Origin of the sequence: Arcobacter sp., from assembly GCF_050300555.1 — a bacterium.
Lineage (GTDB): Bacteria > Campylobacterota > Campylobacteria > Campylobacterales > Arcobacteraceae > Arcobacter.
Genome location: NZ_JBNKXY010000408.1, coordinates 1 through 529, shown reverse-complemented (window position 1 = coordinate 529; position 529 = coordinate 1). Strand labels below are relative to the sequence as shown.

The 529-nt window shown below is 39.7% G+C and carries 1 protein-coding gene; it reads right to left on the bottom strand.

The features are described from left to right. Positions 1–343 precede the first annotated feature (343 nt). A partial coding sequence (locus tag ACQY5W_RS13575; protein WP_428025499.1) for a hypothetical protein occupies positions 344–529 on the bottom strand: 186 nt, incomplete at its 5' end.

Here is a 529-nt window from a genome sequence, read left to right as displayed (position 1 = left end):
GCATATCCATATCCTCAACCTATTCACTCCGGAGGTGGTGACAACTAGGGTGGCAGCGAGAATACCTCTCATACAAGTTAAGCTCCTTCGAAGACGAATAAATGAAATGAGTGGACTCACAGTGACGGGGAAATTTTGATACTTTTTTAATTTCATCATTTCGTTGTCCTTCATTTGACTAGTATGTTGTACTTATAAATTAGGTTTTTAGATTCATGTTTGGTTGATGCATTCCGTAGATTGCATTGAAGGCAACTCTAAATCTGGAGTGAAGTTCTGAGGTGTCATAGCTGACTCCTACAACAACACCACCGAGGCGCACTGTCACCGTACTACGAAGAATCTAAAAAATTATTGGGTAGCCTACAACAAGCAGATATCTTTGTTCAATTAAATTTATAATCAAGAATCTTTGAACAGGTAAAGCAGAGCCGACGATAGAATGATTCTTAATATCGCAAAGCAGCGATACAAGAATCAGACTGGTGCTAAATTCAAGCGCTTCCACTGGTGGAAAGCTGTTAGGTAC